The organism is Rhodoferax sp. GW821-FHT07G04, from assembly GCF_059418585.1.
Genome location: NZ_JBWKQD010000002.1, coordinates 1,344,640 through 1,368,961 on the forward strand (window position 1 = coordinate 1,344,640; position 24,322 = coordinate 1,368,961).

Consider the following 24,322-nt stretch of genomic DNA (forward strand, 5'->3'; position numbering starts at 1 on the left):
AGAACAAGAATGACCAATCTAATCAGCGTTCAAGACCTGCAGGTTTCCTTTCGGATGAGCAAGACCGAGACGGCCCAAGCCGTCAAGGGTGTGAGCTTCGACATCCCCGCCAACTCCACCGTGGCCTTGGTCGGCGAATCCGGTAGCGGCAAGAGCGTCACCGCCATGAGCATCGTGCGCCTGCTGCCCGAAAACGCCATCGTCAGCCCGGACAGCAAGATCCTCTACAACGGCAACAATTTGTTGACCGCCCCCACCGAAGACATCCGCGCCATGCGCGGCAAGGACATCTCGGTGGTGTTCCAGGAGCCCATGAGCTCGCTGAACCCCGTGTTCACCGTTGGTGAGCAGATTGCCGAGGTGCTGCGCATCCACATGAACCTGAATCCGCGCCAGGCGCTGGACCGGGCGCTGGAGCTGATGACCGAGGTGGGCATTCCCAACCCCAAGGAGCGCCTCAAGGCCTACCCGCACGAACTGTCGGGCGGCCAGCAGCAGCGCGTGATGATCGCCATCGCCATCGCCTGCGAGCCCAAGCTGCTGATTGCCGACGAGCCCACGACCGCACTGGACGTGACCGTGCAGCGCCAGATCACCGACCTGATCTCCAAGCTGCAGCAGCGCAAGAAGATGAGCGTGCTGTTCATCAGCCACGACCTGGGCCTGGTCGGCGAAATCTCCGACCAGGTCATCGTCATGCGCCACGGCCAAGTGCGCGAGACCGGCGATGTGGAAACCATCTTCAACGCCCCCAAGGACACCTACACACGGGCCTTGATTGCCTGCCGCCCCAACCTGGACAACCGCCCCAAGCGCCTGCCCGTCATCGACGATTTTGTGGAAAACCGCCCCATCGTCACCGAGCAGCGCGTCAGCACGGCCGCCACCGGCGCGCCCCTGGTCACGGTCAGCGGCCTGCGCAAGGAATACAAGCTCAAGCGCGGCCTGTTCGGCCACACCATCTTCCCCGCGGTCAAGCAGGCCGACTTCACGCTGCACAAGGGCCGCACGCTGGGTGTGGTGGGTGAATCCGGGTCGGGCAAGACCACGATCGGCATGATGCTGACCCGCCTGACCGATGCCACCACCGGCAGCATTCTGTTTGACGGCAAGGACCTGGCCCATTTGAACGCCGACCAGATGCGCGCATACCGCAGCCGCATCCAGATCATCTTCCAAAACCCCTATGCCAGCCTGAACCCCCGCTTCACGATTGCGCAGATCCTGATGGAGCCCATGCGCATCCACAGCATTGGCAAAGACGAAGACGAGCGCGCCCGCATGGCCCTGGCCCTGCTGGAGAAAGTAGGCCTGCCCCGCAATGCGTTTGGCAAGTACCCGCATGAATTCTCTGGCGGCCAACGCCAGCGCATCGCCATTGCGCGCTGCCTGTCCATGAAGCCCGAGATCATCGTCTGCGACGAAAGTGTCAGCGCGCTGGACGTCAGCGTACAGGCCACGGTGCTGAACCTGCTGTTGGACCTGCAAGAAGAGTTTGGCCTGTCGTACGTGTTCATCAGCCATGACCTGGCCGTGGTCAAGTACATGGCTGACGACATGCTGGTCATGAGCCAGGGCGAGATTGTGGAGCGCGGCCTGGCCGAAGAGATTTACCGCAACCCGCAGCACGCCTACACCCAGCAGTTGCTCAAGGCCATTCCCAAGGGCCTGGCAGCACGGACGGCGGCACCCGCGGTCGCTTGAACAGAGTTTGGGCCGATCGGCTTAAGGTCAATCGGCCGCTAGCCCTCGTCGTATATGTTTAATGCGCTATTTAATTTGTAGCGCATCCAAAATCCAACGCTCTACTCAGGCATCCTGCGCCGGCTGCTTGTACCGGTTGTAAGACCACAGGTACTGGCCCGGCGCACGGGCGATCAGCCGCTCCATGCCGGCGTTGACGGCGGCCGTGGCCGCCTCGGGCGTGGCTTGGGCGTCGTGCAGTGCAGGCGCGTCCAAAGGCTCGAAGTGCATCACATAGCCCTTGCCGGCCCCCAGGCGCTCACACCAACACAGCAGCACTTTGGCGCCGCTTTGCTGGGCCAGCCTTGGTAGTAGCGTCATGGTGTAGGCAGGCCGGCCAAAGAACGGGGCCCAGGCACCCTGGCCTTGGGGCGGAACCTGGTCCGGCAGGATGGCGGTATAGCCGCCGCCGCGCAGCACACGGATCAGGCTGCGCACGCCCGACACGCTGGTGGGCACGGCCTTCAGGCCGGGGCGGTCGCGCGAGCTGGCCACCAAAGGTGCCAGCCAGGCCTTGCGCGCCGGCCGGTACAAGGCCACCAGAGGGCCGCGCGTAGGGCCATAGCGCTCGGCCAGAGACTGGCCAATCATTTCCCAGCAGCCCAGATGCGGCAGAGCCAGGATGACGCCCTGACCCGCGTCCAGCGCGGCCTCAAAGTGCTGCACGCCGTCCCACTGCACCAGGTGCAGCACGCCCTGGCCCTGTGGGCGCAGCCACAGCCACGGCAGCTCGGTCACCATGGTGCCGATTGCACCCACGGCGGGGCGGTACTGCGCGGGGGTGAACCCGGCGTCGGATGCCTGCTGCTCCAGGCGGCGGCGGTAGGCACCGGACAACAACCACGCCAGCCAGCCCAGCAGCGCACCCAGGCGCTGCATCCAGGACAAAGGCAGGCGGCCCAGCAGGCGAAACAGACGAACCATCAACATAGTGGCGGCCATTGTCGCTGACGGGCCTGCCAACAGCGCGGATGAGGGCGTGGACTACATGGCCTTGAACAGGCCGGTGTAGCTGCGGCTCACTTCCAGCTTCTCGTTGCTGCCGCGCACGCTGACCAGTTGGCGGCCGCGCTCATCGCGGCTGACGCCAGCTACGGCCTTGATGTTGACCAAGGTGGAGCGGTGGATTTGCCAGAAGAGTTGCATGTCCAGCTCTTCGACCAGCTCCTTGATGGGCTTGCGGATCAGCGCCTCCAGCGTGGCGGTCTGCACGCGGGTGTACTTTTCGTCGGACACGAAGAACAGCACGTCTTCCACCGGAATCATCTGGATGGCCTGGCGCACCGTGGCCTGTATCCACTGCAGCTTCGCGGGTCCTTGGGGGTTGAGCTGGCCGGCCAGCTTTTGCAGCAGTTGCTGCATATCGGGCGTGTGGGCGGGTAGGGGGGTTGGCAAGTCGTCCGCGCTGCTGATCGACGCGGACGACGCCGCGCGGTCCGCCATGCGCTTGCGTATGCGGTCCACGGTCACCATCAGGCGCTCGCGCTCGGCGGGCTTGAGCACATAGTCCACCACGCCCTGCTCAAAGGCCTGCACGGCGTACTGGTCGTAGGCGGTGATGAAGACGATCTCGCAACCCGGCCAGCCATCGGCCTCGTCAAAGGTGGGCAACTGAGAAATTTGCCGCGCTGCGTCCACACCGGTCAGGCCGGGCATGCGGATGTCCAGGAACACGATGTCGGGGTGGTGCTGCTCGGTCAGGGCCACGGCCTCCAGGCCGTTCTTGGCTTCGGCCACGATCTCCAGCTCGGGCCACACCTCTTGCAGGCGGGCGCGCAGCTGTTCACGCATCAGGCGTTCGTCATCGGCAATCAGGGCGCGGGTCATTGGTTCACTCCATCCATGCAAAGCATTGTTTCTTGTGTTGTCGTCTCTTGCTGCGGCCATCATGCGGCCGGCGCCGGCGGGTCTTCGGTGCGGACCACATAGGGCACCGTGATCGTCACCGTGGTGCCGCCGCCGGCTGTCTCCGCCACATTCAGGCTGGCCTTGCCGCCGTACAGCAAAGCCAAGCGTTCCCGGATGTTACTCAAACCAATACCGGTGCCTGCGGTGGCGGCCTTGCCAAAGCCCAGACCGGTGTCGACGACGGCCACGGCCAGCTTGCCATGCACAATCTCGGCGCTGACGGTCAACTGCCCGCCCTCGGCCTTGGGCTCCAGCCCGTGCTTGATGGCGTTCTCCACCAGGCTTTGCAGCATCATGGGCGGGAACTCGGCGGACAGCAAGCCGTCGCTGACGCGCACCTCGGTCTGCAGGCGCTCTTCCATGCGCACCTTCAGGATCTCCAGATAGGGGCGTATCACGGCCAGCTCCTTGCCCAGGTCCCGCGTGCTGCCCTGCGCATTGGCCTCTCGCATGCTGGGCATGCTGGCGCGCAACAAGGCAATCAAATTCTTTTGCATGATGCTGGCGCGGGCCGGGTCGGTTTCTATCAAGTGGTCAATGCTGGCCAACGTGTTGAACAAGAAGTGCGGCTCCACCTGGGCCTGCATCGCGGCCATGCGGGCCTCGATGACCTGGCGTTTCAGCGATTCGGACTCAGCCACCTCGGTAGCCTGTGCGGCCTTGGCCTCGGCCTGAACCTTGCCCTTGTAGGTGATCTTCAAGATGCCCGACAGCAGGATGAACCACATCGTCAGCGGCATCATGGATTCGCCGTAGGTGTGGATGCGCCCCGACGAGGGCCGCCATACGCCCATGGCCTCTTCGGCGGCGTCTCTAGCCTCCTCTGCAATGCTCCGGGCGTCCTCTGCCGCCTGCTTGGCGTCTCTGCGTGCCTCTTGCATGGCATCCTGGATGTCCCGCTTGGCGTCCGCTATGGCTTCGCGCACGGTTTCGTTGTCTGCACCTGGCGGTAGCGTGATATGGATTTCCGGCTTGGGAGTGGCCGGCTCGGCCACTTCGGCCTTCGCAGCTGGGGCGGCCGGCGCCGCGGGCGCGGGCGACGCTGCGGGTGCGGGCGTGGGTGGAACAGGCGTAGCCGGGATGGAAGTGACCTTCACACCGCGCTCGTTGACCACAATATCCAGTCCGTCTTTGCCATTTTTCGAAGACTTCTCTTTGTGCACTTCTGCACGGGCTTTGGGCGGCTGAGGCGGTTTAGGGGTTGCGTGCCGGTGCACGGGCTCGACATAGGTCCAGCTAAAGGGCGGCAGATCGTGGATAACCCCCACGGCAATCAGCAACAGCAAGGACAGCCCCATGAAACGCCACCAACTGATGCTGACCAACCAATTCCCGTAGCGGTGGTAGGTGGCCACACAGGCCGTGGCAAAGCGCGTCCAGGCGCTGGAGATCGGTTGCGGAATATTGGGACTGCTCATGGCAAAAGGCTCACTCAACGACTATGAATGCCTTGACTGTACCCAGACCGCCGCGGGCGCCGCCAGCAGCAGGCGACGCACTGCCCAAAGCCGTGCACAAACTGCAAAACACCGTGACAAACCGATGACGCGATGGGTCTATCTCCCGGGACGCAGCGGGGACGGCGGGCGGGCCTGCCATAGGCCTTGCGCAAGGCAGGTTTATCATTCGCACCTATGTCCAGCCCTTTCGACCTGGCACAGATCCGCTTTGACAACGCACTAGCCTTGTTCGATGAGTTTGTGCGCAACACGATCAAACACCCCGATGCCGCCACCCTGCGAGGGCTGGAAGGCCGCTTTGCCGAAAAGGTGCAGATACAGCCCAGCTACTGGAGCCAGATCAAGGGCCGCTCCCGCCAGATCGGGGAGCGCCTGGCCCGCCAGTTCGAGCAGCTATGCCACAAGCCCCACGGCTGGATGGACCAGGTCCACGCCCAAGGCGCCAGCCCCGCCAAACCCGCTGCAGTGGCCGAATCCGCCAGCGACAGCCACGCCCCGCGGGATGATGACGAGCGCTTCATCATTGGCCTGGTGCTGACCTATTACCGCCGCCACCCGCAACGGGCGCGTACCCGTTTGCTGGACCTGCTGGGTGAGGTGCTGACCCCCACCGCGAGCGAGGCCAAGCCCGCCGCGGCACCCACCACGGCCACGAAACCGAAGGCGCCAGCCACGGCCCCCGCCACAGCCCAGGCCTCCCCCACCACGGACGCCCACTCCCTGTGGCTGCGCTCCCAAGCCGGTGTTGCACCTCTGCGACAGAAGAAATAGTTTTTATCTTTTTTGATAAAAACTATTTGCTCAAAATTAATCTTAATTTATCATTTGAGCAAGTTTGCAGCGCCCATGGTGCCTAGAGCACCCGCACTGCAAGTCCGATCAACCCTCCACCCGTTTTCCATGGTCCTGTTTGTTTTTGAAATTGCTTGTCTCAGCCAGCGCGCGGCGCAGCTGTCGGCCAAGCCATTGGACCGTGCCAATCGAGGTGGAAATAACCGTCGCGCCCGACCGGGGGCGTCTGTGAGACGACGAGTGCACGCTTGACCTGTCAAGCGTTCTTCTCTCCACAGAAGCCCGGGTGCGAAAGCAGTCCGGGCTTTTTTTGTACCTGTTTTTTTCTGCCACCACCACCAACCGAAGGAGATACCTATGTCGCATTTCACCCTGTTGCCCGCCAATATTTGTCTGCAAAAACCTGTGCGATCCCGCGGCCCCGTAGCCGCCCACGCCAGACCCCCCAGTTGTCAATAAATCAATCCGGCGCCCGCCCAGGACGCGGCCGCCCAGCCAGGAGACATCACCATGGTAGGAAGTTTTCACACCCGGACCGCCCCGTACTACGCCCCACACGGTCCATCTGTTCGTCGCCTGTTAGCAGGCATGTTGCGTGCGGTCAGCCATAGCTTGGCACAGTTGTCGCGCGCCCTGAGCGCCACCGAGCGGGCCCGCCAACGCGCACCCACCGAGATGGTTTACGAGTTCTATGCCGAAGCCGGCGCGCCCGAAGGCGCCTTGTATGTCAACGGCGAACTCGTGGGTTATGTGCCCGGCGTAACCCGCCTGTAAGAGAGAGACTCATAGAGGAACCTCCAGCCGCTGGGCTGGGGTGAGCGCCAAAGTGAGGTAAAGGAGGAGCCCCTGCATGGCAAGCACCATGCAGGGGCGGGGGACACGAACGGCGGCGTTCACCCCGGCCCTGTGGCGGGCGCCCTCAGAAACGCTCTTGCATGAAGGGACTACGGCCGCACAGCGGCAAACGCGAAAGCCACTCTTTACAATCGCAGGTTTGCGCCCCACCCCAGGCGCCAACCCCCTTCCCACAAGGAACCGCGATGACTGCCAGCCCTGAAGTTTTTGCCCAACGCATCGCCAGCGCCCAAAGCACCATGACGGAGCTGGGCCTGGCCGCTTGCCTGGTGCCTTCCAGCGACCCCCATCTGTCCGAATACCTGCCCGCGCGCTGGCAAGGCCGCGAATGGTTGTCCGGCTTCACCGGCTCCATGGGCACCTTGGTCGTCACGCGCGACCGCGCCGCGCTGTTTGCCGACAGCCGCTACTGGACACAGGCCGAAACCGAGCTGGCCCACACCGGCATTGAGCTGGTCAAGATCGATACCGGCGCATCTACCCACCACGTGCAGTGGCTGGCGCAAAACACCGGCAATGGCCAAGTGGTCGGCGTTGATGGCGCCGTGCTGGGCCTGGCCGCAGCGCAACAGTTGCGCGACACACTGGCCAAAGTCGGCGCCACCGTGCGCACCGATGTGGACCTGTTTGCCAGCATCTGGCCCGACCGCGCATCGCTGCCGCTGGCCCCTATCTACGAACACGAAGCCGCCTTTGCCAGCGCGCCGCGCAGCGTCAAGCTGGCCCAGGTTCGCTCGGCCATGACCCACATGGGCGCCAGCCATCACTTCATCTCCACCGTGGACGACATCGCCTGGCTGTTCAACCTGCGCGGCTCCGATGTGTCGTACAACCCCGTTTTCTTGGCCCACGCGCTGATCACCGCCAACGGTGCCACGCTGTTTGTGGCCACCGGCAAAGTGCCCGCCGCCCTGGCCGCGCGCCTGAAGGAAGACGGCGTAGCCGTGCAAGACTATGCACTGGCCGGCCCCGCACTATCCACATTGCCGGCCGATGCCGTGCTGCTGCTGGACCCACGCCGCGTCACCTTGGGCCTGCGCGAAAGCGCCCCCGCAGCGGTGAAGGTGGTGGAAGCCATCAACCCCAGCACCCTGCTCAAGAGCCGCAAGAACGCATCTGAGGCCGCCCACGTGCGTGCCGCCATGGAGCAGGACGGCGCCGCCATGTGCGCCTTCTACGCCTGGTTTGAATCCGCACTGGGCAAAGAGCGCATCACCGAGCTGACGATTGACGAGCGCCTGACGGCGGAGCGCGCCAAGCGCCCCGGCTTTGTCGGCCTGTCCTTCAACACCATCGCCGGCTTCAACGCCAACGGCGCCATGCCCCACTACCGCGCCACGGCCGAAAGCCATGCGGTCATCGAGGGCGACGGCCTGCTGCTGATCGACTCCGGCGGCCAATACCCCGGCGGCACGACCGACATCACCCGCGTCTGGCCCATCGGCACGCCCAGCGCCGCACAAAAGCGCGACTACACCATCGTGCTCAAGGGCACCATCGGCCTGTCGCGCGCGCGCTTCCCGTTGGGTACGCTGTCGCCCATGCTGGATGCGCTGGCCCGCGGCCCGCTATGGGAACACGGCATGGACTACGGCCACGGCACCGGCCACGGTGTGGGCTATTTCCTCAATGTGCACGAAGGCCCGCAAAGCATTTCCAAGGCCATTCCCGACGCCAACATGGCCATGCAGCCCGGCATGGTCACCTCCATCGAGCCCGGCCTGTACCGCGCTGGCCAATGGGGCGTGCGCATCGAGAACCTGGTGCTGAACGTGCCCGCCAAGACCACGGAGCAGTTTGGTGACTTCCTGGAATTCGAGACGCTGACGCTGTGCCCCATCGACACCCGCTGCATCGACAAGAGCCTGCTGCGCGCCGACGAGACCGCTTGGCTCAACGCCTACCACGCCACCGTGCGCACCCGACTCTCACCGCTGGTCAGCGGCGCGGCGCTGGACTGGCTGCTGCGGCGCACCGAGGCGATCTGAGCGATCGCTATACATTCGATAGCTGCATAACAAGCACCGACGAGGGCTAAATGCCATTTTTCGTTGGACACTTGTTCAACTAACCCATATTGGGTAGAAATAGCCGGCCTCCAGCCTTGGAGCAGGCCCCCGGGGACACGCGGGTAAGTCCGGGGCAGGGTAAATGCGGATAGTGGGCTAAATTGCGGTACGGATCTTGCAAGCAAGGCCTACAATAATTTGACCAAATGGTTAGTTTTTATCCATGAAACCTGATCCATCCACCGCGCCACCCAGTGCCAGGTCCGCATCCGGCTGCGACAGCAACCCCGGCAGCAGTGACGGCGCTGCCGCATCTGCCACCGCCGCGGTGGAGGTCCGCAACGCCAGCCTGGTCTACCAGACGGCCGACACCCCCGTCCACGCCCTCTCCAACATCGACCTGCGCATAGCCGAAGGCGAGTTCGTCTCCCTGATCGGCCCCTCGGGCTGCGGCAAGACCACGCTGTTGCGCGTGATCGCCGACCTGGAGCACATCACCGAGGGCGAGGTACAGGTCAACGGCGTCAGCCCGCACGAGGCCCGCCTGGCCCGCGCCTATGGCTATGTGTTCCAGGCACCCGCGCTGTTCCCCTGGCGCACCGTTTTGGGTAACGTGATGCTGCCGCTGCAGATTCAGGGTGGCGAGAAAGCACAGAACCGTAGCACGGCCCTGGCGCACCTGGAGCGCGTGGGCCTCAAAGGCTTTGAAGGCAAATACCCGTGGCAGCTATCGGGCGGCATGCAGCAGCGCGTGTCCATCGCCCGCGCGCTGGCCTTTGAGCCCAAGATCTTGATGATGGACGAGCCTTTTGGCGCGCTGGACGAAATCACCCGCGACCGGCTCAACGAACAATTGCAGCAGCTGTGGCAGCGCGAGCGCCGCACCGTGGTGTTTGTGACCCACTCGATTGCCGAGGCGGTCTATTTGTCGACCAAGATCGTCGTGATGTCGCCGCGGCCCGGGCGCATTGTCAAGGTCATTGACTCCCCGCTGCCCGACGAACGCCACCTGGGCCTGCGCGACACGCAGGCCTTCATGGATGTGGCGCACGAAGTGCGCGAGGCCCTTGCAGATGGCCACCACGAATAAGTCTGCCATCGGCCTGTTCAAGCAGGCAACTCCGATCGCCGTGGTGCTGCTTGCGCTGCTGCTGATCTGGTACGGCGCCGCCTGGGCCATGAATGCCAGCGCCGCCATCGAACGCGTGCTGACGCCCACCGGCAACCCCTTCACTTGGCAAGACGTGCTCAGCACCACGCTGAATATGGAGCGCCCGGTGCTGCCCGCCCCGCACCAGATTGCGCTGGACTTCTGGTCCAGCCTGGTGGACTGGCCGCTGGATTCCCCGCGCAATTTGCTGTTCCACGTGGCCGTCACCGGTCAGACCACGCTGGTCGGCTTTGTACTGGGCACGCTGCTGGGCCTGCTGCTGGCTGTGGCCATCGTGCACTCGCGCACGCTGGACCGCGCCCTGCTGCCATGGATCGTGGCCTCGCAGACCGTGCCGGTGCTGGCGATTGCGCCCATCGTGCTGGTGATTTTGGGCAGCTTGGGCCTGGAGGGCCTGGCACCCAAGGCGGCCATTGCGATGTACCTCTCGTTCTTCCCCGTCACCGTGGCCATGGTGCAGGGCTTGCGCTCGCCGCAGGTGATTGAGACCGAGATGATGCACACCTATGCCGCCACCCGCTGGCAGGCCCTGTGGATGCTGCGCCTGCCTGCAGCCCTGCCCTTTTTGTTCCCAGCGCTGCGCGTAGGCATTGCGGCCAGCCTGGTCGGCGCCATGGTGGCTGAGTTGCCCACCGGTGCCACGGCCGGCCTGGGCGCGCGCCTGCTGACCGGCTCCTACTATGGCAACACACTGGCCATCTGGTCGGCACTGGTGATGTCGGCGCTGTTGGGCCTGTTGCTGACCACACTGGTGGCCGGCACAGAGCATGTGGTTTTGCGGCATAGGAGGCAGCCATGAAGAAGCCGGCAGCCCCCCCATCCTTGCGCACCACGGCTGTTGCGGTGCTCGCTACGCTGGCCTGCGCCAGCCTGCTGTTCCTGCACCCCGCGGCCCAAGGCAGCAGCCCGCCCACCGCCGTATTCTGGGTGATGCTTGCCACCTTGGGTGTGGTTGCCCTGTGGACCCTACGCCGCGTAGCCGCCATTCAGGGCACCCGCTGGGACGGCGTGTTGACCGCGGGCCTCTTTGGCCTGTGGGTGTTGTACTTCTGGCAGATGCTGGTCGTTGCCTTGGAGGTGCCGCGCGTGCTGCTACCCGCCCCCACGCTGATCCTGCAGGCCCTGATCGACAACCCCACCAAGCTGTGGGACGACTTCAGCCAAACCGTGCTCAAGGCCGTGTGCGTGGGCTGGCTGCTGGGCAGTGGCCTGGGCTTTGCTGTGGCGGTGGCGATTGACCGCATGCCGTTTCTGCAGCGCGGCTTGTTGCCCCTGGCCTCGCTCACCAGCACCGTGCCGCTGGTGGCGGTGGCGCCAATCGCGGTGATGTGGTTTGGCTTTGAGTGGCCGTCCAAGGCCGCGGTCGTCGTGCTGATGACCTTCTTCCCCATGCTGGTGTCCACGCTGGCGGGCCTGCAGGCATCGGGCAAGCTGGAGCGCGAGCTGATGCACAGCTATGCCGCCAGTTATGGCCGCACGCTGTGGTCACTGCGCCTGCCTTCGGCTACGCCCTTCATCTTTGGTGCGCTGAAGGTCAATGCCACGCTGGCCCTGATTGGTGCCATCGTCGCCGAATTTTTTGGCTCACCCACGGTGGGCCTGGGCTTTCGGATATCGACCGAGGCGGCCAAGATGAACATGTCTTTGGTATGGGGTGCGATCGTGGTGGCCGCGGTCACCGGCTCGTTGGCCTATGCCTTGCTTGTTGCTTTGGAGCGGCGTGCCGCGTTTTGGCATCCGTCGATTCGGGGTCAACAATAATGGTCCCAGGCCCCGTGCCCGTTTTAGTTTTTCTTCGTAGTCGTTAGTTCAGTTGTGTTTTGTTTCCATCCCAAACCCAAGGAGTGTTCTATGAATCGTTCTTCTCTGGTGAGCAAAGGCCTGATGGCCGCGGTAGTGGCGGTGTGCGGCATGACCGCACACGCCGCCGACAAGGTGACTGTGCAATTGAAGTGGCTGCCCCAGGCGCAGTTTGCCGGCTACTACGTGGCGCAGGCCAAGGGCTACTACAAGGCCGAGGGCTTGGAGGTGACCATTAAGCCCGGCGGCCCCGATATTGCGCCCGCGCAGGTGATTGCCGGCAATGGCGCTGACGTGGTCGTGGACTGGATGCCATCCGCCCTGGCCTCGCGCGAGGCTGGCGTGCCCCTGGTCAACATCGCACAGGTGTTCAACCAATCGGGTCTGATGCTGACCTGCAAAAAGGCCAGCGGCGTGGCCACCCCCAAGGACCTGAAGGGCAAGACGCTGGGCGTTTGGTATGGCGGCAATGAATACCCCTTCCTGAACTGGATGAGCAAGCTGGGCAACAAGCCCGACACCGACATCAAGATCCTCAAGCAGGGCTTCAATGTAGACCCGCTGCTGCAGAACCAGGCCGCCTGCATCTCGACCATGATCTACAACGAGTACTGGCAGGTGGTGGACGCCGGCGTCAAGGAGAGCGACCTGGTCACATTCTTCTATGAAAAAGAAGGCGTGGCCACGCTGGAAGACGGCCTCTATGTGCTGGAGCCCAAGCTCAAGGACCCGGCCTTTGTGGCGCGCATGGCCAAGTTTTTGAAGGCCACGTTCAAGGGCTGGAATGATGCCGTCAAAGACCCCGAGGCCGCCGCCAAGGTGGTGGTCGCTGCGGATGCCTCCGGCAGCGCCACGCTGAAGGTGCAAAAGCGCCAGATGGAAAACGTGGCCAAACTGATCACCAATGCGGGCACACCCAAGATTGGCTACTTGGAGCCCGCTGCGTATGAGCGCACCGTCAAGGTCTTGCTGGCCGGCGGCAGCTCGCCTGTCATCAAGAAGGACCCCGGCGCGGCGGCCATGTCGCATGTGGTGTGGGACGCCGCGGCCAAGTAAACCACCAGTCAGTCAGTAAACTGTTTAGCTTTTCGGCTCTACCATGTCTGTCCGGGGTTGCATCGCATTGCGCGGTGCGCCCCCTTTTCTGTCCGCATGAAATCACAACAAGCCAAAACTAATCCACGGGCGCGCAGCTCCGCGGCGCCCGCAGCCGAAGAAGACCCGATCAAAGGGCAGATCCGCAAGTCCAACGAAAACCGCATCCTGGCCGCGGCCGAAAAGGTATTCGCCCGTGCCGGCTTTGGCGGTGCCACGATGGCCGCCATCGCCACGGCCAGTGGCCTGCCCAAGGCCAACCTGCACTACTACTTCGGCAGCAAGGATGTGCTGTACCGCGCCGTGCTGGCCCGCACGCTCAGCGACTGGCTGGCCCCCGCCCAAGGCATCACGGCCGACGCCGACCCGCGTGCCGCGCTGGAGCAATACATCCGCGTGAAGATGGACCTATCGGCCCAGCGGCCCGATGGCTCCAAGGTATTTGCCAACGAGATGCTGCACGGCGCGCCCGTGGTCAAGACCATCTTGACGAGCGAGCTGCGGCCCCTGATCGTCGAGAAGTCCGCCGTCATCCAAGGCTGGATAGACGCCGGCCGCATGGCCCCGGTGGACGCCACCCACTTGTTCTTCACGATATGGGCCGCCACCCAAACCTATGCCGACTTCGACGTGCAGGTCTGCGCCGTGCTGGGACGCAAGGCGCTGAGCAAAAAAGACCATGTGCGCGCCACCGAGCATGTGGTGTCGCTGCTGATGCGGGGATGTGGCTTATAGGAAATTGGGCTACAGCCCTCGTGAAATATAGATGAATAGCTACTAAATATGTAGTGCATTCAGTCAGCCACATGCGCACAGCCCCTTGACGGAGTTTGTGCTATTTTGGGCGCATGGTGCAAACACAATCCCATAAATACCGGCAGTGCCTGGTCTTGTCCGGCGGTGGCTTCCGCTTCGGCATCTACCTGGGCATGTATGCCGCGGCCTGCGATGCGGGGCAGGCGCCCGACCTGGTGCTGGCCAGTTGCGGTGGCGCCATCGCCGCGGCGGTGATCCACACCCTGCCCGACCCGGCTGCGCAAAAAGCCTGGCTGGCCTCCCCCGAGATGCACCGCTTCTGGAGCGGCATACGCCCTGCCCCGGCGGCCACCATCCACCGCACGCTGCTGGATGTAGCCAGCCGCGCCATCAACCGCAAGCCCGCGCCGCGCGTGCCCGATCTGTTTGGTAACTACCTGTTTGCACTGCCGGCCTTGCCCCAATTGGCAACATCCACACCTCCTGCCCAACGCGGCCCCGATGTGGCCCTGGTGGGCAGCAAGCTGCTGTACACGCCGGCCGAGGTGGGTCACCGGCGTGGGCGGCGCAAGCTGTTTGAGCAAACGGTGTTCTGCGGCCCGCGTGCGGCAGAGCTGCTGCATGGCGTACCCGCGCCCCTGGGCACGACCGAATGGGGCAATAGCGCCGTCGCGCCGCAGGTGACTACCGACACCACGATGCCGCTGGACCACGCGGCCCGCATCTCGGTATCGGACATGTACTACTTCGCCTGCCATGCGCACGGCGGTGCGCACTACATGGGCGGCGTGGTGGATTTATTCCCCATCGAAATGGCCCATCAGTTGGCCGACCGTGTGGTCATGGAATTCAAGGCGCCGTTTGACCAGGTGATGTCGGTCCCCGCATGGCGCGCCGTGCTGGGCACGGACGCCAACCAGCGCCTGCGCCGCGTGCATGCCCAGCATGCCGATGTGTGGATAGACACATCCGACATCGAGCACGCGCTGGCCAAGCCTTATTTGCGCAAAGTGCTGGCCTGGCGCGAGAACCGCGTGCGCCTGGAGGCCCCGCCCAGCTACCCGGTGTTTGTGCAGCACATGGAAGACCACTGGAACTTCGGCTACGCCCGCGCCCGCGAGGCCTTTGCGCGGGACAACCCGGGCACGCAGCAAGGTATGCGGTTGGTGAATCGGTATAACCGCTTGTGAGGGTGGGCTCTGCGCGAATGAACGGGATCTAGCTCTTCCCACCTCGCATGGCCCATGCATGGGGCATGTAGTAAGGGCCGTAACTCTCGGATGCAGACTTCAGCCCCCTCTTCTTGATCCAACGGGCAATGACGCCATACCACTGCTCGAACTCAGCAATCTCGTAGGCGAGGTTTGCGGCTGGTGAACAGAAAACCTTGGGCCAATAGATTCGCCCACCACCATGCATAGGGCTATGGCGATCGTACTCAATCATCGGAGCAACCCCGGAACCACTGATGTATGCCCAGCCACGGCGCTCGACCACGGGCGCATCTGCGGGCACGATACAAACAGTCGGTATCCAACCGAATGCGGTATTCGTAACAAAGAACTGTGTGCAGGGTACCGAGTCATCCAGAAAGTCCACGACCTCCAGCTGCGACGAAGTCGGTGCAGAGCTTCGAAAAATACGGACGTCGGCGGTGCCGCGCAGAAAGCTCAGAAACTCAACCTCGTCCTGCAGCGACATCACTACCGGCACTTGTTTACCCATAATCCTGTCTATGTAATACGCGAAGAAATCTGTTTCACTGTCAAACGCCAATTTGTCTTCAGGCGACGATAAAGCCTTATCAAAAAGATTCGAGACACTAGAGTTTCGCCTATTCGCATTGGCAAGCGCTGGACACGTGAGCGATTTGTCAGAATTGCATTAGCCAGCACGCGCTTTGCGTCGCAACACAACGTGCGTAGCCTTCTGCGTGGCCGCACTCTGCACGCATTCATACCCTAGGGCCCGCAGATCAACCCCCTCGAACAGGCGCTCGCCACTGCCTAGCAATACTGGCGCGATGGCGATGTGCAGTTCGTCAATGAGGCCTTCTCGCAGGAACTGCTGGATGGTGTGTGGCCCGCCGCCGATGCGTACGTCACGCTCGCCAGCTACTTCACGGGCCTTCTGAAGCGCCTCGTGGATGCCGCCGGTGACAAAGTGAAAGGTCGTACCGCCGTCCATCGCTATCGAGGGGCGTACATGGTGTGTCAGTACAAAGACCGGAACGTGGTACGGTGGATTGTCTCCCCACCAGCCTTTCCAATCCATGTCGGACCAGGGGCCGCGGTGCGGGCTGAACATGTTGCGCCCGAGAATCCAGGCTCCTACATTGTCAAAGCCACGCGCAGCAAAATCATCGTCAACCCCGGTCGCGCCGCCATCATTGCCAAACAAGGCCCGCTGGAAGGTGCGCGTTGGAAACAGCCACTGGTGCAGATCCGTCCCGCCGATGCCGAGCGGATTGTTGAGGTCCTGGCTGGGACCGGCTCCGTATCCGTCGAGCGAAATGGTGAAGCCTTCAACGCGAACGCGTGTCATCTGATGCCTCCGTGTGGTTACCTGGAAAATATGTGCAGCAAACCTGCGTACAGTCTGTCCAACGATTCTAGGCTTCAGAATTTGACGGCTGCCCACCGCAATGGTCTATGGTCCGCAGGCGTACTATGGGGGCATGGCTCGCGCGAAGAATTGGAGTGTGAACAATCCCACTACCTGTTTGCCGCACCCGCGGAGTTGTTATCACGGGGTGGCACCGCGCTCCGCCACAACCGGCAAGCTTGATCAAAGAACAAACCAACGCGCATGGATGCGCAATTGAACACAAACCCCAGAGCATGCATATGAACCTACTCGCAGCCCTGCTATCCCAGCCCGCAAACTTCACAGGCACCGGCACCAACCATGAAGGTGAAGACTTTGTGGGGCGGCTGGAGATGCAGCCGCTGGTCAACGCCAGCGCGCTGATGCTCCACTACACGGCCACCCGCGCCGATGGCAAGCACTTGCACCAAGAGGCCACGTTGCTGGCGGCCACGCCCGATGGCGCGCTGTGCCTGTGGCCCGTGATGGAGGAGCTGCCCTTCGTGCTGCCGCACCGCGCCATCGACAGTTCGCACGATGAAGAAGACGGCACGCTGGCCGTCGTCTTCGCCAGCGGACCACGGGACACGGTCCAAATCTTTCGCGAAGAAATCACCTTGGCGCTGAAGCCCGGTGGAGAGTTGCGCATCACGCACAGCTGGGGCATGCCCGGCGGCAAGTTTGCCGAGCGGTCCTATTGCACGCTACGTGCAAGCGAAGCATGAACACCATCACACTTGCTGAACGCCAGCGCCACAAGATCCGCGCCGAGATAGCGGCCATCACACCGAACGACGCACTGGAGGCACAGCAACAGGCGGAAACCTTGGCCTGGGTGGACTCGGGCGTGGAACTGATCCGCCAAGCCAAGCCGGCCACGCCGCCCAAGCACCTGGTGTCTTACTTTGCCGTTGTCGATGAAGACGCCCAGCACATCCTGCTGGTCGACCACAAGAACGCCCAGCTGTGGTTGCCCGCCGGTGGCCATGTGGAGCCGGGCGAGCATCCGCGTGAGACGGTGGCCCGCGAACTGGCCGAAGAGCTGGGCTTCAACGCCGAGCATCCCATAGGCCCGCCTGTGATGATCACCTGCGCCGACACGGTGGGCCTGACGGCGGGCCACACCGATGTGTCACTGTGGTACGTGGTGCAGACAGGGCGCACGCAGCCCATCCGCTTTGATGCGGGCGAGTTCCACGCCGTGCGCTGGTTTGCGTTGGCCGATGTTCCGTTGGCGCGCAGCGATCCGCATATGGGGCGGTTTATCAACAAGCTGCGCCAGCGCTCCGCTACTTCTTAGGCGACTTGTTGTTCGCGGCTGCGGGCGCAGGCTCGGACGCTTTGCCGGCTGCGGCGGGCGCGGGCGGCAGCCCCAGGTGGGCGACGATGGTTTGCTCCAGTGCCTTGATCTTGGGTGCCACCGTGGCCTGGGTCTGGGCCACCAGTTTTTCGCCCAAGGCCTTTTGCAGGTCGCCGCCCAGCTGCGTGAACTTGCGGTTGACCGGGGATTCCATGATGCCGATCAGCTCCTTGAGCTCGGCTTCGGTGAATTTTTCTTCCAGCAGCGCGCCCACAGTCGACGGGGCTAGCTTGATGGCTTGCTGACGCACGGAGGCGCCGACTTCATCCACATATTTTTTGAGATCGGCCTGCACCAGCTTGGCGGCAGCCTCGCGTTTTTCGGGGGGCACACGGGTCTGCAAGGCCATGCCGGCCTGCTGTTGCAGTTGGATCGCGGGGCGTTCCACGATGGTCTGTGCGGTTTGCTCGATGGCGGCTTGCTGCAGCACCAGCACGCGGGCGACCAATTCTTTCTTGGCCGGTGTGGAGGCCGTGGCCGCGGCAGTTGCAGGCGCGGCAGTGGAAGCGGCGGGCGTGGCCGGGGCAGAGCTTTGCGCCTGGGCGTAGCCAGCGGCCAGCAGCCAGGCCAAAACGGTGAGTTGTCTTTTCATTGCTATACAGAGGGGGGGGACAAAGGAAATCAGGGGGCTACTGTAACCCCTCGCACCCTTGCCACTGCGATACGGGTTGTTACACCTGGCATGCGCTTCTATTTTGATAGCACATCATGCAGATTTGACGAGGGCTAACGCACCATTTCCTTAAGCTGTAGCCACCACCGCGACCGGCGCCACCCGCGGCAAGACCACAATAAAGCTACTCCCCTGCCCCGGCGCGCTGACCACCTCCAGCGTGCCGCCCAGCATGCCGGTCGCGATATTGAACGCAATGCTCAGGCCCAGGCCGCTGCCGCCCTGGCCCATGCGGGTGGTGAAGAAGGGGTCGAACACCTTTTCGATGTGGGCATCGGGTATGCCGCAGCCGTCGTCCTTGAATTCGATCTTCACCCCGTCATCCGCATGGCGCGCACTGCGGATCCAGATATTGCCCTTGGTGTCACCGGGGAAGGCATGCGTCAGCGCATTGGTGAAGAAGTTGACGATGAGTTGGCCCAGCGGGCCGGGGTAGCTGTCCATGGTCACATCGGCATGCAGATCCAGGTGTACGGCAATGGGCCGGGTGCGCACCAGGTACTCCAGCGTGGACAGCACCTCTTCGATGGTCTTGTCGACGTTGAACGTGCGGCGGTGCTCGGCGGTCTGGTCCACGGCCACTTGCTTGAAGTTGTCGATCAGGCTGGCGGCGCGGTGCAGGTTCTTCTCCACCAGGATGGCGGCGCCAATGCTCTCGTCCTTGTAGTCCTTGAAGTCGCTGCGTTTGATGGCGCCAGCGTCCAGCTTCTCGCCAATGTCTTCGGTACGTGCACGCAGGGCACTGGCGGCCAGCAGCGCATTGCCAACCGGGGTATTGAGCTCGTGGGCCAGGCCCGCCACCAGATTGCCCAGCGCAGCCAGCTTCTCGGAGCGCACCAGTTCGTTCTTGATGGCCAGGTTGGTGCTCAGGGTTTGGGTCAATTCGGTGTTGGTGGTCTCCAGCTCTTCGGTGCGCTCGCGCACGCGCTGCTCCAGCAAGGCATTGAGCTCGCGCAGCTGGCGCTCGCCGTCTACGCGGGCGGATTCGCTGGCCTGCAGATCGGTCAGCATCTGGTTGTAGGCCTGGGTCATCAGGCCCAGCTCCCCCGTGTTGGGCAGGCCAATCGGTTGTGCCTTGCCTTGGCCCACCTCGGCCAAATGCTGGGTCAACAAGCGCACCGGCAACAGCAGCCGGCGCACCAGCAAGGCGATCAGCAAAAACAGCAGCAAGCAGGCCACAACCGCAAAGCCGGCAATGGTGTGCAGCGATTGGCGGAAGGGCTCGCGCACCTCGGACATCGGGAAGTTGCCCGCCAGTATCCAGCCCAGCGATTTGAGTTCCACAAAGGTAGCCAGCGCGTGCAGGCCGGTGGAGTTGATGGTCTCGGTGGTGCCGTCGAAGTGCTCATCGATGGCGCGGTCCAGCCCCTTGTTCTGGCCCGGCTTGGCCGCCAGTGCCAGCCTGCGCGTAGGGTCGGGGTGCAGCAGCATGGTGCGGTCCCGTGTCAGCATGTAGAGGTAGCCCGTCTCCCCTACTTTGACCTGGGCCAGATTGCCAGCATAGTTTTTGTCCAGCAGCTCCAGGCTCCCCTGGATGACGCCGATGACGCGTTCATCCGGCCCAAAGACCGGCGCGCTCAGCGCGATCAACGGCGCCTTGGGTGCGCCCGGCAGCGCAAAGGGCGCGCTGACCTGGGGCGTGCGCTGGTTCAGTGTGCGCTGCACCAGGCGGCTTTCAATGTCGGTAATGGCCGTGCCGCGCGTCGCAGCCATGCTGGTGGGGCTGGCGGCCACCATGCGGCCATCGGCATCGAACAGGAACAGCCCCTGCTTGAAGTTGCGCTGCAAGAAGGTTCGGGAGTCCAAAAAGCGCTGGGCCTCGGCAGGCTTGGCCAGCAGTTGGGCATCCACCAGCTTGCCGGCGCCGGCCAGCGTGGTGTGCACGGTGCTGATTTTTCCTTCGACCGTCTCGGCATAGCCCTGCAGCGTGGTCAACTGGTGCCGCCCGGCCAGGTAGACATAGCGCTCTTCGAAAAAATTCAGGGACAGCCACACGGCCACGCCGAACACCAGGGTGAAGATGCCACTGAGCAAGAGGGCTGTGCGGGTGGCCAGGGTCATTGAGAGCGTTGCGGGGGGAGGGGGTCGGTCTTGCTGTCAATGTCAGCCTTGGCCGGACTTTTGTCAATACGCAGCCCGCAGAAAAAAGGCCCCTGACAAGTCTGCCAGGGGCCTGCGGTTCAAGACGCTACAAAGACTTTGGCCTTGCGCGGTGTCAGCTCCAGGGTCTCACCCTCCTTGAAACCCTGGGACTGGAATAGTTGCGCCGGAATTTGCGCCTCGATGATGTCGCCACTGCCCGCGGCGGAGGCGTCCAAGGGCTGCAACTCCAGCCGCGCGATAGGCCCGACCACAATGGCGCGCACCAGCTTGGCGGGGATGCCGCGCGCCTGCCCGTCGGCGTTGTGTGCACCGCCCGCCACATAGCGGCGCACATCCAGATCGTGGGGTCGCACGTAGGCAAAGGCCTTGGTGTCCTGCGTTTCGCGGTGCTCGGGGCTGGATAGGCGCACGCCGTGGTGGTCTTCGCCGATCAGCATTTCGCCTTCGTGGGCGCGGCCGTTGAACAGATTCACATCACCCAAAAAGCCATAGACAAACGGGCTGGCAGGGTGGTCCCACACCTGCTGGGGAGAACCAATCTGCTCCACCTTGCCACTGTTCATCAGCACCACGCGGTCGGCCACTTCCAGGGCCTCTTCCTGGTCGTGGGTCACAAAGATGCTGGTGACGTGCAGGTCGTCGTGCAGACGGCGTAACCAGCGGCGCAGCTCCTTGCGGACCTTGGCATCCAGGGCGCCAAAGGGTTCGTCCAGCAGCAGCACCTTGGGCTCCACGGCCAGCGCACGGGCCAGGGCAATGCGCTGGCGTTGGCCGCCGGACAGCTGCGCCGGGTAGCGGTCAGACAACCAATCCAGTTGCACCAGGCCCAATAGGTCGTGCACCTTCTGCTTGATGACCGCCTCGCTGGGGCGTGTGGCGCGGGGCTTCATGCGCAGGCCAAAGGCCACGTTGTCGAACACGCTCATGTGGCGAAACAGCGCGTAGTGCTGGAACACAAAGCCCACGTTGCGCTCGCGCACATGCACGTCGGTCGTGTCTTCGCCGCTGAACAGGATATTGCCCTGGTCGGGCGTTTCCAGGCCGGCAATGATGCGCAACAGCGTAGTCTTGCCGCAGCCCGAAGGGCCGAGCAAGGCGACGAGTTCGCCGGACTCGATGTCCAGCGACACATCGCGCAGGGCCTTGAAAGTGCCAAAGTCTTTGCTGACGTTGCGAATGGCGATGCTCATGGTGTTTCTCGAAATATAGGCTTCAGGGCTGAACAGGGCTCAATGGACGCTCAGGGGGCAAGGCGGCAGCGGCCTTCTGGTCGCGCTCGAATTGCCACTCCACAAAGGACTTGATGACCAGCGTGACCAAGGCCAACAAGGCCAACAACGAGGCCACGGCAAACGCAGCCACCGACTGGTATTCGTTGTACAAAATTTCGACGTGTAGCGGCATCGTGTTGGTCTGACCGCGGATGTGGCCCGACACCACGGACACCGCACCGAACTCACCCATGGCCCGCGCATTGCACAGGATCACGCCATAGATCAGGCCCCACTTGATGTTGGGCAGCGTTACATGCCAGAAAGTCTGCCAGCCGGTAGCGCCCAGCACCTGGGCGGCCTGCTCTTCCTCGGTGCCCTGGGCCTGCATCAACGGGATCAGCTCGCGGGCGATGAAGGGAAAGGTCACAAAGATGGTGGCCAGCACAATGCCAGGTACGGCGAACACGATCTTGATGTCATGCGCCTGCAGCCACGGGCCAAACCAACCCTGGGCACCAAACATCAGCACATAGATCAAGCCTGCGACGACTGGGGACACCGAAAACGGTAGGTCTACCAGCGTGGTCAACAAGGCCTTGCCTTTGAATTCGTACTTTGCAATGGCCCAGGCTGCGGCCACACCAAACACCAGGTTCAGCGGCACGGCAATGGCGGCGGTGATCAGCGTCAGGCGGATCGCGCTCCAGGCATCGGGCTCTTTGAAGGCATCCAGGTAGGCATCCAGCCCCTTGCGCAAGGCCTCGGCACAGACGGCGGCCAGGGGCAGTATCAGAAACAGGAAGATAAAGCCCAGCGCAAGGCTGATCAACGTCCATTTGACCCAAGCGGGTTCCGTAGTGCCTGCGCTTGCGCGACGTACGGTGGTCGTGCTCATGACGCGGCTCCCGAGCGACGGCGCTGCCAGGCTTGCAGTGCGTTGATGACCAGCAGCAAGGCAAACGAGATGACCAGCAAGACCACGGCCACGGCGGTCGCTCCGGCATAGTCATATTGCTCCAGCTTGCCGATGATGATCAGCGGCGTGATCTCGGACACCATGGGCATATTGCCGGCGATGAAGATGACGGAACCGTATTCGCCAATGGCGCGGGCAAAGGCCATCGCAAAACCGGTCAGCAAAGCCGGTGCCACGGTCGGGAAAATCACATAACGAAAGGTCTGCCAGCGCGTGGCGCCCAGGCAAGTGGCGGCCTCTTCCAACTCTTTCTCGGCGTCTTCCAGCACCGGCTGCACCGTGCGCACGACAAAGGGCAGGCCGATGAAGATCAATGCAATGACGACACCGTTGCGGTTGAAGGCGAGCTGGATGCCATAGGGCTCCAGCAGGCCGCCGATCCATCCATTGCTGGCCAACAGCGCAGTCAACGAGATCCCAGCCACAGCCGTGGGCAGCGCAAAGGGCAAGTCCACCAGGGCATCAATGAGCTTCTTGCCAGGGAAGCTGTAGCGCACCAGCACCCAGGCAATCAGCAGGCCAAACACGGCATTGACCAGAGCTGCGATGAAGGATGCGCCGAAGGTCAGCCGGTAAGCGGCCATGACGCGTGGGCTGCTGACCGCGAACACAAACTGGTCCCAGGTCAGCGTGAAGGTCTTGAACAGCAGCGCCGACAGCGGGATCAGCACGATGATGCTGAGGTAGAACAGCGTGAAGCCCAGCGTCAGCTTGAAGCCTGGCAATACGCGGCGCGTGGGCCGTCGTGCTGGCTGCTGTGTTGGCTGCCAGTCGGTGGTAAGCGTTGCCGACATGGCTTACTTGACCGTGTACAGCTTGTCGAACTGACCGCCGTCGTTGAAGTGCGTTTTCTGCGCTTCGGCAAACGAGCCAAAATAATCTTCGACACGGAACAGCTGGATGGGCTTGAAGGTGCTGGCGTACTTCTTCAACAGGGCCGGGTTGGTGGGGCGGATCGCATGCTGGGCCGCAATCTCCTGGCCTTCGTCGGTGTAGAGGAAGTTCAGATAGGCCTTGGCCTGCTCGGCCGTGCCCTTCTTGGCCACGGTGCGCTCGACAATCGCCACGGGGTTCTCCGCCACGATGGAACTTGTGGGGTGGATGGCGTCCACCTTGCCGGCGCCAAATTCCTTGTCCACCGACACCACTTCGGATTCAAACGTGATCAGCACATCGCCAATATTGCGTTGCAGAAAGATGGTGGTGGCATCACGGCCACCCTTGGCCAACACCGGCACGTTCTTGTACAGCTTGGTCACGTACTCCAGGGCCTGGGCGTCGGTGCCGCCCTTCTTGCGCACCTGGCCCCAGGCGGCCAGATAGGCCATGCGGCCATTGCCGCCGGTCTTGGGGTTAACGACGACCACCTGCACACCGGGCTTGATCAGGTCGTCCCAGTCCTTGATGCCCTTGGGGTTATTGTTGCGCACCAGGAACAGCATCGTGGAGCTGGTGGGGGCCGCGTTGTTGGGGAATTTCTTGGTCCAGTCCTTGGCGACGATGCCGCTGTTGGCGAGGAAGTCGACGTCGGTCGTCGTGTTCATCGTCACCACGTCGGCGTCCAGCCCGTCGTTGACAGCCCGGGCCTGGGCGCTGGAGCCACCGTGGGATTGGTCGATCTTGATGTCCTTGCCGGTGGTCTTCTTGTAGTTGGCGACGAAGGCGGTGTTGATGTCCTTGTAGAACTCGCGTGCCACGTCGTAAGAGGCGTTGAGCAGCGTGGTGGTTTGTGCCGCTACCAAATTGCTAGCGGTTAACGCAATTGCGGCGAGGGCTAGCGTGGTTTTTTGCTTAAGGCTCATGGATCATCCAGTGGGTTGG

23 protein-coding genes are annotated in these 24,322 nt (G+C 63.0%); 12 read left to right on the forward strand and 11 right to left on the reverse strand.

What is annotated here, in order from left to right:
* Positions 1-9 precede the first annotated feature (9 nt).
* A complete protein-coding gene (locus AC07OO_RS15430; RefSeq protein WP_495082966.1) occupies positions 10-1,704 on the forward strand; it encodes an ABC transporter ATP-binding protein in 1,695 nt (564 codons plus the stop codon).
* A gap of 105 nt (positions 1,705-1,809) precedes the next feature.
* Here AC07OO_RS15430 and AC07OO_RS15435 read toward each other — a convergent pair whose 3' ends face one another.
* The 3 genes from AC07OO_RS15435 to AC07OO_RS15445 are packed head-to-tail and all read right to left on the reverse strand — an operon-like array spanning position 1,810 to position 5,069.
* Positions 1,810-2,667: a lysophospholipid acyltransferase family protein gene (locus AC07OO_RS15435; protein ID WP_495083365.1), complete on the reverse strand. Its 858-nt coding sequence runs from the start codon at positions 2,665-2,667 to the stop codon at positions 1,810-1,812.
* Positions 2,668-2,727: 60 nt separating this feature from the next.
* Positions 2,728-3,570 carry a LytR/AlgR family response regulator transcription factor gene (locus AC07OO_RS15440; RefSeq protein ID WP_495082967.1) on the reverse strand — a complete coding sequence of 281 codons (843 nt, stop codon included), beginning with the start codon at positions 3,568-3,570 and terminating at the stop codon, positions 2,728-2,730.
* 59 nt (positions 3,571-3,629) lie between these two features.
* Positions 3,630-5,069: a sensor histidine kinase gene (locus tag AC07OO_RS15445; RefSeq protein ID WP_495082968.1), complete on the reverse strand. Its 1,440-nt coding sequence runs from the start codon at positions 5,067-5,069 to the stop codon at positions 3,630-3,632.
* A gap of 216 nt (positions 5,070-5,285) precedes the next feature.
* Between AC07OO_RS15445 and AC07OO_RS15450 the strand changes: the two genes are divergently transcribed.
* The 9 genes from AC07OO_RS15450 (at position 5,286) to AC07OO_RS15490 (ending at position 14,779) form a co-directional block, all read left to right on the forward strand.
* Entirely contained in the window at positions 5,286-5,882 is a 597-nt protein-coding gene (locus AC07OO_RS15450; protein ID WP_495082969.1) for a hypothetical protein, read from the forward strand.
* A 531-nt stretch (positions 5,883-6,413) separates the two neighbouring features.
* Positions 6,414-6,677: a hypothetical protein gene (locus AC07OO_RS15455; RefSeq protein WP_495082970.1), complete on the forward strand. Its 264-nt coding sequence runs from the start codon at positions 6,414-6,416 to the stop codon at positions 6,675-6,677.
* Between the two features lie 266 nt (positions 6,678-6,943).
* Positions 6,944-8,746, forward strand: coding sequence for an aminopeptidase P family protein (locus AC07OO_RS15460; protein WP_495082971.1), 1,803 nt, complete (start codon positions 6,944-6,946; stop codon positions 8,744-8,746).
* Between the two features lie 244 nt (positions 8,747-8,990).
* Positions 8,991-9,857 (forward strand): ABC transporter ATP-binding protein, encoded by an 867-nt coding sequence (locus tag AC07OO_RS15465; protein ID WP_495082972.1) that lies wholly within the window; start codon positions 8,991-8,993, stop codon positions 9,855-9,857.
* A complete protein-coding gene (locus tag AC07OO_RS15470; protein WP_495082973.1) occupies positions 9,841-10,737 on the forward strand; it encodes an ABC transporter permease in 897 nt (298 codons plus the stop codon). Before AC07OO_RS15465 ends, AC07OO_RS15470 begins: the two co-directional genes overlap by 17 nt.
* On the forward strand, positions 10,734-11,699 hold the full coding sequence (locus AC07OO_RS15475; protein ID WP_495082974.1) for an ABC transporter permease: 966 nt from the start codon (positions 10,734-10,736) through the stop codon (positions 11,697-11,699). Before AC07OO_RS15470 ends, AC07OO_RS15475 begins: the two co-directional genes overlap by 4 nt.
* A gap of 90 nt (positions 11,700-11,789) precedes the next feature.
* Positions 11,790-12,794 (forward strand): ABC transporter substrate-binding protein, encoded by a 1,005-nt coding sequence (locus AC07OO_RS15480; RefSeq protein WP_495082975.1) that lies wholly within the window; start codon positions 11,790-11,792, stop codon positions 12,792-12,794.
* A gap of 96 nt (positions 12,795-12,890) precedes the next feature.
* The gene (locus AC07OO_RS15485; RefSeq protein WP_495082976.1) at positions 12,891-13,568 is read left to right on the forward strand and encodes a TetR/AcrR family transcriptional regulator; all 678 of its coding nucleotides are present in this window, start codon (positions 12,891-12,893) and stop codon (positions 13,566-13,568) included.
* A 113-nt stretch (positions 13,569-13,681) separates the two neighbouring features.
* On the forward strand, positions 13,682-14,779 hold the full coding sequence (locus AC07OO_RS15490; RefSeq protein WP_495082977.1) for a patatin-like phospholipase family protein: 1,098 nt from the start codon (positions 13,682-13,684) through the stop codon (positions 14,777-14,779).
* A gap of 28 nt (positions 14,780-14,807) precedes the next feature.
* Here the strand turns inward: AC07OO_RS15490 and AC07OO_RS15495 are convergent, their stop codons facing one another.
* Together AC07OO_RS15495 and AC07OO_RS15500 are read right to left on the reverse strand one after the other, a co-directional pair.
* Positions 14,808-15,365: a hypothetical protein gene (locus AC07OO_RS15495; RefSeq protein ID WP_495082978.1), complete on the reverse strand. Its 558-nt coding sequence runs from the start codon at positions 15,363-15,365 to the stop codon at positions 14,808-14,810.
* A 108-nt stretch (positions 15,366-15,473) separates the two neighbouring features.
* Entirely contained in the window at positions 15,474-16,133 is a 660-nt protein-coding gene (locus AC07OO_RS15500) for a dihydrofolate reductase family protein (protein WP_495082979.1), read from the reverse strand.
* Positions 16,134-16,435: 302 nt separating this feature from the next.
* Here AC07OO_RS15500 and AC07OO_RS15505 point away from each other — a divergent pair, with 302 nt between their 5' ends.
* Together AC07OO_RS15505 and AC07OO_RS15510 are read left to right on the forward strand one after the other, a co-directional pair.
* Positions 16,436-16,900: a hypothetical protein gene (locus AC07OO_RS15505; RefSeq protein WP_495082980.1), complete on the forward strand. Its 465-nt coding sequence runs from the start codon at positions 16,436-16,438 to the stop codon at positions 16,898-16,900.
* Entirely contained in the window at positions 16,897-17,475 is a 579-nt protein-coding gene (locus AC07OO_RS15510) for an NUDIX hydrolase (protein WP_495082981.1), read from the forward strand. The genes AC07OO_RS15505 and AC07OO_RS15510 overlap by 4 nt, the downstream gene beginning before the upstream one ends.
* On the opposite strand, the gene AC07OO_RS15515 is transcribed toward AC07OO_RS15510, so the two are convergent.
* From AC07OO_RS15515 to AC07OO_RS15540, 6 genes are all read right to left on the reverse strand, one after another.
* Positions 17,465-18,127, reverse strand: coding sequence for a hypothetical protein (locus AC07OO_RS15515; RefSeq protein WP_495082982.1), 663 nt, complete (start codon positions 18,125-18,127; stop codon positions 17,465-17,467). The genes AC07OO_RS15510 and AC07OO_RS15515 overlap by 11 nt on opposite strands.
* Positions 18,128-18,277: 150 nt before the next feature.
* On the reverse strand, positions 18,278-20,269 hold the full coding sequence (locus AC07OO_RS15520) for a sensor histidine kinase (protein ID WP_495082983.1): 1,992 nt from the start codon (positions 20,267-20,269) through the stop codon (positions 18,278-18,280).
* A 119-nt stretch (positions 20,270-20,388) separates the two neighbouring features.
* Entirely contained in the window at positions 20,389-21,501 is a 1,113-nt protein-coding gene (locus tag AC07OO_RS15525) for a sulfate/molybdate ABC transporter ATP-binding protein (protein WP_495082984.1), read from the reverse strand.
* Between the two features lie 22 nt (positions 21,502-21,523).
* Positions 21,524-22,420 (reverse strand): sulfate ABC transporter permease subunit CysW, encoded by an 897-nt coding sequence (cysW, locus tag AC07OO_RS15530; RefSeq protein WP_495082985.1) that lies wholly within the window; start codon positions 22,418-22,420, stop codon positions 21,524-21,526.
* Positions 22,417-23,295, reverse strand: coding sequence for a sulfate ABC transporter permease subunit CysT (gene cysT, locus AC07OO_RS15535; protein ID WP_495082986.1), 879 nt, complete (start codon positions 23,293-23,295; stop codon positions 22,417-22,419). The genes cysW and cysT overlap by 4 nt, the downstream gene beginning before the upstream one ends.
* A gap of 3 nt (positions 23,296-23,298) precedes the next feature.
* Positions 23,299-24,303: a sulfate ABC transporter substrate-binding protein gene (locus tag AC07OO_RS15540; protein WP_495082987.1), complete on the reverse strand. Its 1,005-nt coding sequence runs from the start codon at positions 24,301-24,303 to the stop codon at positions 23,299-23,301.
* Between the last annotated feature and the right edge of the window lie 19 nt (positions 24,304-24,322).